The 6,645-nt window shown below is 72.3% G+C and carries 8 protein-coding genes; 6 read left to right on the forward strand and 2 right to left on the reverse strand.

Annotation, left to right across the window (positions count from 1 at the left end; genetic code table 11):
• Window positions 1–1,146: an acyl-CoA dehydrogenase family protein gene (locus ACIGO8_RS32915; protein WP_399738323.1), complete on the forward strand. Its 1,146-nt coding sequence runs from the start codon at window positions 1–3 to the stop codon at window positions 1,144–1,146.
• Between the two features lie 289 nt (window positions 1,147–1,435).
• Entirely contained in the window at window positions 1,436–2,038 is a 603-nt protein-coding gene (locus tag ACIGO8_RS32920; RefSeq protein ID WP_399738325.1) for a helix-turn-helix domain-containing protein, read from the forward strand.
• Between the two features lie 72 nt (window positions 2,039–2,110).
• Here ACIGO8_RS32920 and ACIGO8_RS32925 read toward each other — a convergent pair whose 3' ends face one another.
• Window positions 2,111–3,067: an NAD(P)/FAD-dependent oxidoreductase gene (locus tag ACIGO8_RS32925; RefSeq protein WP_399738327.1), complete on the reverse strand. Its 957-nt coding sequence runs from the start codon at window positions 3,065–3,067 to the stop codon at window positions 2,111–2,113.
• A gap of 432 nt (window positions 3,068–3,499) precedes the next feature.
• Here ACIGO8_RS32925 and ACIGO8_RS32930 point away from each other — a divergent pair, with 432 nt between their 5' ends.
• Both ACIGO8_RS32930 and ACIGO8_RS32935 read left to right on the forward strand, forming a co-directional pair.
• Entirely contained in the window at window positions 3,500–4,669 is a 1,170-nt protein-coding gene (locus ACIGO8_RS32930; protein ID WP_399738329.1) for a peptidoglycan recognition protein, read from the forward strand.
• Window positions 4,670–4,751: 82 nt separating this feature from the next.
• Window positions 4,752–5,159 (forward strand): hypothetical protein, encoded by a 408-nt coding sequence (locus tag ACIGO8_RS32935; protein ID WP_399738331.1) that lies wholly within the window; start codon window positions 4,752–4,754, stop codon window positions 5,157–5,159.
• A gap of 13 nt (window positions 5,160–5,172) precedes the next feature.
• Here ACIGO8_RS32935 and ACIGO8_RS32940 read toward each other — a convergent pair whose 3' ends face one another.
• Window positions 5,173–5,700, reverse strand: a complete 528-nt coding sequence (locus tag ACIGO8_RS32940; protein ID WP_399738348.1) for an NUDIX hydrolase family protein — start codon at window positions 5,698–5,700, stop codon at window positions 5,173–5,175.
• 221 nt (window positions 5,701–5,921) lie between these two features.
• Here ACIGO8_RS32940 and ACIGO8_RS32945 point away from each other — a divergent pair, with 221 nt between their 5' ends.
• On the forward strand, window positions 5,922–6,185 hold the full coding sequence (locus ACIGO8_RS32945) for a GlsB/YeaQ/YmgE family stress response membrane protein (protein ID WP_399738333.1): 264 nt from the start codon (window positions 5,922–5,924) through the stop codon (window positions 6,183–6,185).
• Window positions 6,186–6,294: 109 nt separating this feature from the next.
• A complete protein-coding gene (locus tag ACIGO8_RS32950) occupies window positions 6,295–6,468 on the forward strand; it encodes a CsbD family protein (RefSeq protein WP_399738335.1) in 174 nt (57 codons plus the stop codon).
• Window positions 6,469–6,645 lie beyond the last annotated feature (177 nt).

Raw genomic sequence — 6,645 nt, forward strand, 5'->3', positions numbered from 1 at the left:
ATGCCGACGCGCAACGGCTACGAGCCCGAGCACGAGCAGTTCCGGGAGACCTGCCGGGAGTTCCTGACCCGTGAGGTCCTCCCGCACCACGCCCGCTGGGAGCGGGAGGGGATCGTCGACCGCGAGGTGTGGCGCAAGGCCGGGCGGGCCGGGCTCCTCGGCACCGGCGTCGACCCGGCCTACGGCGGAGGCGGCGAACCCGACTACCGCTACCCGGCCGTGTTCGCGCGGGAGATCATGTGGGCCCGGGCGACGGCGCCCGGATTCGTGGCCCACAACGACGTCATCGCCACCTATCTCGCCGAGCGGACCACCGAGGAACAGCGCAAGAGGTGGCTGCCCGGCCTCTGTTCGGGCGAGCTGATCGCGGCCATCGCGATGAGCGAACCCGACGCCGGCTCCGACGTCGCCGACATCCGCACCACCGCCGTACGCGACGGCGACGGCTACGTCCTCAACGGACAGAAGACCTTCGTCACCAACGGCGAGAACGCCGACGTCGTCGTGGTCGCCGCCAAGACCGCGCCCGAGCGCGGCGCCCAGGGCCTCAGCCTGCTCGTGGTGGAGCGCGGCACGCCCGGCTTCACCCGAGGCCGGCGCATGGAGAAGCTCGGCTGGCACGCCAGCGACACCTGCGAGCTGTTCTTCGACGACTGCCGGGTGCCCGCCGAGAACCTGATCGGCAAGGAGAACGCCGGACTCGCCTACATGATGGCCGGGCTGCCGCGGGAGCGGCTCAGCATCGCGACCGTGGCGGTCGGCGCGTCGGAGCGGATGATCGCGGACACGCTGGAGTACGCGAAGACCCGGCAGGCCTTCGGGCAGGCCATCGGCAGCTTCCAGCACAACCGTTTCCAACTCGCCACCATGGACACCGAACTGACCATCGCCCAGGTCTTCCTCGACCACTGCGTGGCGGAACTCAACGCCGGGCGGCTCTCGGTGACCGACGCGGCGAAGGTGAAGTGGTGGACGACCGAGCTCCAGGTCGACATCGCCCACCGCTGCCTCCAGCTGCACGGCGGTTTCGGCTATCTGAAGGAGAGCGCGATCTCCCGGGAGTGGGCCAACAGCCGGGTGCAGACGATCTACGGAGGGACGACGGAGGTGATGAAGGAGCTGATCGGCCGCTCGCTCGGCCTGTGAGGGCCTGAACGGCCGTGTGGTGCCGCGTGCCGTCCGCCGGGGAGCCGGTGGGCGGCACGCTCCGTGGGGGGCGGGCCTTCGTGCGGCACGCTCCGTGGGGGGCGGGCCTTCGTGCGGGGCGGTGCGCCTCCGTGCGGGCGGGCGCGGCGGGCGCGCCTCCGTGCGGGCGGGCGCGGCGGGCGCGGCGGGCGCGGCGGGCGCGGCGGGCGCGCCTCCGTGCTGGCGGGCGCGCGGTGCCAAATCAGCATCCTGCGTTGCGGTTTCGGGAGCGGATCGCTGTAATGGCGGCGTGGAGCAGTCCCCGATCATCGCCCAGGCCCTGTCCGCCGTCGGCCCCCGGCTCAAGCGGCTGCGCACCGCACGCGGAGTCACCCTCGCCGCCCTGTCGGAGGCCACCGGCATCTCCAAGAGCACCCTGTCCCGTCTGGAGGCCGGCCAGCGCCGCCCCAGCCTCGAACTCCTGCTGCCCATCGCCCAGGCCCACCAGGTGCCGCTGGACGAACTGGTCGGCGCGCCCGAGGTCGGCGACCCGCGCGTCCGGCTCAAACCGCACGCCGTGAACGGCAACACCGTGCTCCCGCTGACCCGCCAGCCCGGGCCCCTCCAGAGCTACAAGATGGTGCTCCCGGCGAGCCGGGACACGCCCGAACTGTGCACCCACGAGGGCTACGAGTGGCTGTACGTGCTCTCCGGACGGCTCCGGCTCGTCCTGGCCGACCACGACCTGGTGCTCGACCCGGGCGAGGTGGCCGAGTTCGACACCCGGGTGCCGCACTGGTTCGGCAGCACCGGCGAGAGCCCGGTCGAGGTGCTGAGCCTCTTCGGCCGCCAGGGCGAGCGCATGCACGTACGGGCCCGGCCGCAACGCAAGGCGCCCGCCTCCGGCGGGTGAGCCGGAGACGGGCGGGGGAGACGGGCGGGGGAGTCGGGCACGGATCGGGGCGCGGCGCCGGGCGCGTACGGGTCAGGCCGAGCGGTGCGCGGCGAGGTCCCGCTCGATCTCCTCGTCCACCAGGTCGTGGTTGAGCGCGAACGCCGCCGCCGCTCCCATGCCCGCCGCCGTGACGGCCTGGGCGCGCGGGTCGACCACGTTGCCGACGGCCCACAGGCCGGGGCGGCTGGTCCGGCCCGCCCGGTCGGTCAGCAGCCAGCCCTGCTCGTCCCTCGCACAGCCGAGACCCTCGAAGGCGGAGTCGTTGGGCGTCATCGTCGGGAAGAGGAAGACCGAGGAGCACTCCAGCGTCCGCCCGTCGGCGAGTTCCACCGCGCGCAGCCGTCCTTCCTTGCTCAGCAGCGTGGCCACCGGCCCGTCGAAGACCTCGACTCCGCGCGCGTCCATCCGTTCCCGCTCCTCGGCGGTGAGCGGCCGGTCGTGCGCCACGTAGCGCACGTCGGACGACCACTGACGCAGCAGCAGCGCCTGGCCCGGCGACGCGGGATGCACGCCGAGGACGACGATGGGCTGGTCACGCACCTCGTAGCCGTGGCAGTACGGGCAGAAGTGCACGTCCTCGCCCCACAGCGCGCGCACGCCCGGGATCTCCGGCAGCCGGTCGCGCAGTCCCGTGGCCAGGACGACATGGCGGGCGCCGAGCGTCGCCCCGCCGGCCAGCCGCACCACGTACCCGCCGGCCTCGGCCGCGTCCACCTGGTCGACCCGGCCCTGGAGCAGGACGGCGCCGTAGCGCGCGATCTCCGCGCGACCGGTCTCCAGCACGGTGAGCGGGGAGACGCCGTCACGGGAGAGAAAGCTGTGCATGTGGGCCGAGGGCGCGTTGCGCGGCTCCCCGGCGTCGACCACGGCGACCGTGCGACGGGCCCGGGCGAGGACGAGCGCGGCGTTCAGCCCACCCGCCCCGCCGCCTATCACGATGACGTCGTACGAGGTCCGGTCCTGCGGGTTGTTGTTGGCGCCGGTCATGGCGATCACCTCCGCCGCCAGGGTGCGGGGACCACGTCGTCGCGGGCAATCTTTGTTGCCGTTTCCGGGACGCGCGCGGGCGGTGCGCGAGTGGTGCGCGGGTGGTGCGCGGGTGGCGGTGGAGCGGCACTCGGACGGCGTAAGGAGCCGGAACGGGCGGCTCGGCCGTACGAGACGCCACCTTCGCCCGATACTTCCGCTTCCTGGATCCGGCGGATCTCCCCGGTGTATAACGCAGCGGCATTTCCCGCCGAGTGAACGGAACGAAAGAGAAGCCGTGCCGCCCATGGCCCGGAAACCGCAAGGGAATCCCGTGGCCGGCGCGGGCGAGCTCCACCGCCGAGGGCGCCTTCGGGGGACCGCGGGCCGGAGCAGGTGCCGCGCCGCCTCCAACACCACCTCCCGCACCGACCTCGAACTCCAAGGAACACCGTGATCCCGAACCTCCTCGGCCGGACCGCCCGCGCCGCCACCGTCGCCGGCCTCGCCGCCGTCGTGCTCGCCACCACCGGTCTCGCCGCGCCCAGCGCCGCCGCGCCGGCGCCCGCACCCGTACCGGCGGGGTTCGCGGCCGACGGCGGCCACGGCCTGCGTCACGTCACGCTCGACGGCGCAGACCCGGCACGACGCGCCCTGCCCGCCCACCGCACCGCGCCCTTCAGCATGCTCGGCCTCACCTGGACCGACTCCCGGGCTCCGCTCGGCGGTACGGCCGAGGTCCGCACCCGGGACCTGCGCACGGGCGCCTGGTCCGCCTGGCGCACGCTCGACCAGGACGTCCGCACGCCCGACGTGGGCCCCGACAGCCGCGCCGCCGACGTGCGCGCCGGCACGCAGCCGCTGTGGACCGGCCCGTCCGACGGCCTGCAGGTGCGGGTTACCGCGGGGCCCGACGCCGGGGCCAGGCTGCCCGCGGGCCTGAGGGTCGAACTCGTCGACCCGACGGCCGGCGCGACGGACGCGGAGACGGAGACGGAGACGGACCGGACGCCCACGGCGGTGACCTCGGCGACGCAGCCCGTCGTCACGCCGCGGTCCGGCTGGGGCGCGGACGAATCGCTGGTCCTGAACCCACCGACGTACACGACCGAGACGAAGGCGGTCTTCGTCCACCACACCGCAGGCAGCAACGACTACACCTGCGACCAGTCGGCCGGCATCGTCCGCTCGATCTTCCTCTACCACGTGCAGGGCCAGGGCTGGAACGACATCGGCTACCACTTCCTCGTCGACACGTGCGGCACCGTCTTCGAGGGCCGCGCGGGCGGCGTCGACCAGCCCGTCCTCGGTGCCCAGACCTACGGCTTCAACACCGACACCGCCGGCATCGCCGTGCTCGGCGACTACAACACGGCCGTCTCCACGCCGCCGGTGCTCGACGCGATCGCGCACGTCGCCGGCTGGAAGCTCGGCCTGTACGGCTACGACCCCGCCGGCACCGTCAACCTCACCGCGGCGGCGGACAACGGCCGCTACAAGAAGGGCCAGGTGGTCACCATGAAGCGGATCTCGGGCCACCGCGACGGCTACCCGACCGAGTGCCCCGGCGAGCACCTCTACGCCGACCTGCCCGCCATCCGGCAGCTGGCCGTCACCGGCTGACCCGGCGTCAACCCGTACCGCCGTCGGCCCGCCGGGCGCACCATGGAAGCCGTCACATGGGCGATGTCAGGGGGGCGTCGAGATGATGTTCGGCTTCGAGGACGGCTGGTGGGTGGTGCCGGTCGTCCTTCCGGTGATGCTGTGGGTGGTCTTCGGACCGTTCGTCATGGGCGCGATGGGAGTGTGGTGCGCCCGGCGTCCCGGCCGGCGGCCGCGCCTGTGGTCGGTGCTGCTGCCGCTGGAGCCGCTGGGCGCCCCGGCCTTCTACCTGTTCCGGCCGGAGCGGTGGGACGACGCGACCTGGAGCGACGATCTCCTCGGCTACACGGCCGTGTTCGTCCTGGCCGACACCCTCGTCCCCTGGCTGCTCGGTTACGGCATCACGCGCGCCGTACGGGCCTCCCGCGCCCGGCGCGCCCTGCGGGACGGCCGGCCCGGCCCCGACTCACCCGACACCGGGCCCGGGGCCGAACCGACCGTGTCCGCCTGACGGCGGGCACGACTCAGTAGATGTGTCCGACGTGCGCGAGGGCCTGCTTGAGGAGCGCCCCGTGACCGCCGGGCATCTCGCCCTGCACCGCGGGCGAGGCCGCTTCCTGCGGACTCAGCCACACCAGGTCGAGCGCGTCCTGGCGGGGCCGGCAGTCCCCGCTCACGGGCACGATGTACGCGAGGGACACCGCGTGCTGGCGCGGGTCGTGGAACGGCGTGATGCCGGCCGTGGGGAAGTACTCGGCGACCGTGAACGGCTGCAGGGAGGCCGGGACCCGCGGCAGGGCGACCGGGCCGAGGTCCTTCTCCAGGTGCCGGAGCAGCGCGTCCCGGATCCGCTCGTGGTGCAGGACGCGGCCGGACACCAGGGTCCGGCTGATCGTTCCGTCGGCACCGATCCGCAGGAGCAGTCCGATCCCGGTGACTTCGCCGCTGTCGTCCACGCGTACGGGCACGGCCTCGACGTAAAGGATCGGCATCCGGGCTCTGGCGGTGTGCAGCTCGTCGGTGCTGAGCCAGCCGGGTGTGGTCTCGGTCATGTCGGACATCTCTTGATCGTACTTTCCCGGTCGGCGCTTCGGCAGGCCTAGCGCGTCAGCCGACCCGGTGTTCGAACCGCGCCCCGGCCCGCCCCGCCCGCACGCCGCGCGGGCGCCGGCCGGCGTGCCGCGGGCCGCCGCCGGATTCTTTCCATGTTTGCAACCGGTCCAGCGGTGAATACGGACGTACAGAAGAGTCGTAACCAGGAAAAGGGGATCCCATGGGAATTATCGGCTGGATCCTGCTGGGTCTGTTCGCCGGGATCATCGCGAAGTTCCTGATGCCGGGCCGGGACCCTGGCGGTGTCATCGTCACGATATTGATCGGCATCGCCGGCGGACTGCTGGGCGGATGGCTCGGCAAGGTCATTTTCGGAGTCGACTCCATCGACGGATTCTTCGAGCTCTCCACATGGATCGCGGCCATTGTCGGCTCCGTCATCCTCCTGGCGCTCTACCGACTGGTAGCCGCCCGGAGACACTGAGGATCGCCACGGGTGATATCGACCGGCATGCGTGATTGCCGCCATTCGGGGTAAAAGCCTGGATCGAATCCTGATCGCTACACCGGTTCGGGGTGTGGAGGAGAGTGAGATGGCTACCGGCAAGAAGTCGAAGAACGTGGCCAAGGTCACGAAGGGCAAGGTAAAAGAGACGACGGGTAAGGCCGTCGGCAACGAGAGCATGGTGATGAAGGGCAAGGCGGAGCAGGTCGCGGGGGACGCCAAGCAGACCGGCCAGAAGGCCAAGGACACCCTGAAGCACTGACTGCGGGGCCGATGAGCAGGGGTGGATCGGTGCAGGGGAGAAGGGCCGGCAGGGAAACCTGCCGGGGCGGGCCGGGGGGGCGGGGCCGGCACAACCCCCAACACCAACGGGGTGCGGGGGGGGGGGGCGACGTGGATTTAAACAGACAATAGTTATATTGGAACCACGCGGCCGAAG

It is taken from the genome of Streptomyces sp. NPDC053493 (assembly GCF_044544825.1).
In the GTDB taxonomy this organism is placed as follows: domain Bacteria; phylum Actinomycetota; class Actinomycetes; order Streptomycetales; family Streptomycetaceae; genus Streptomyces.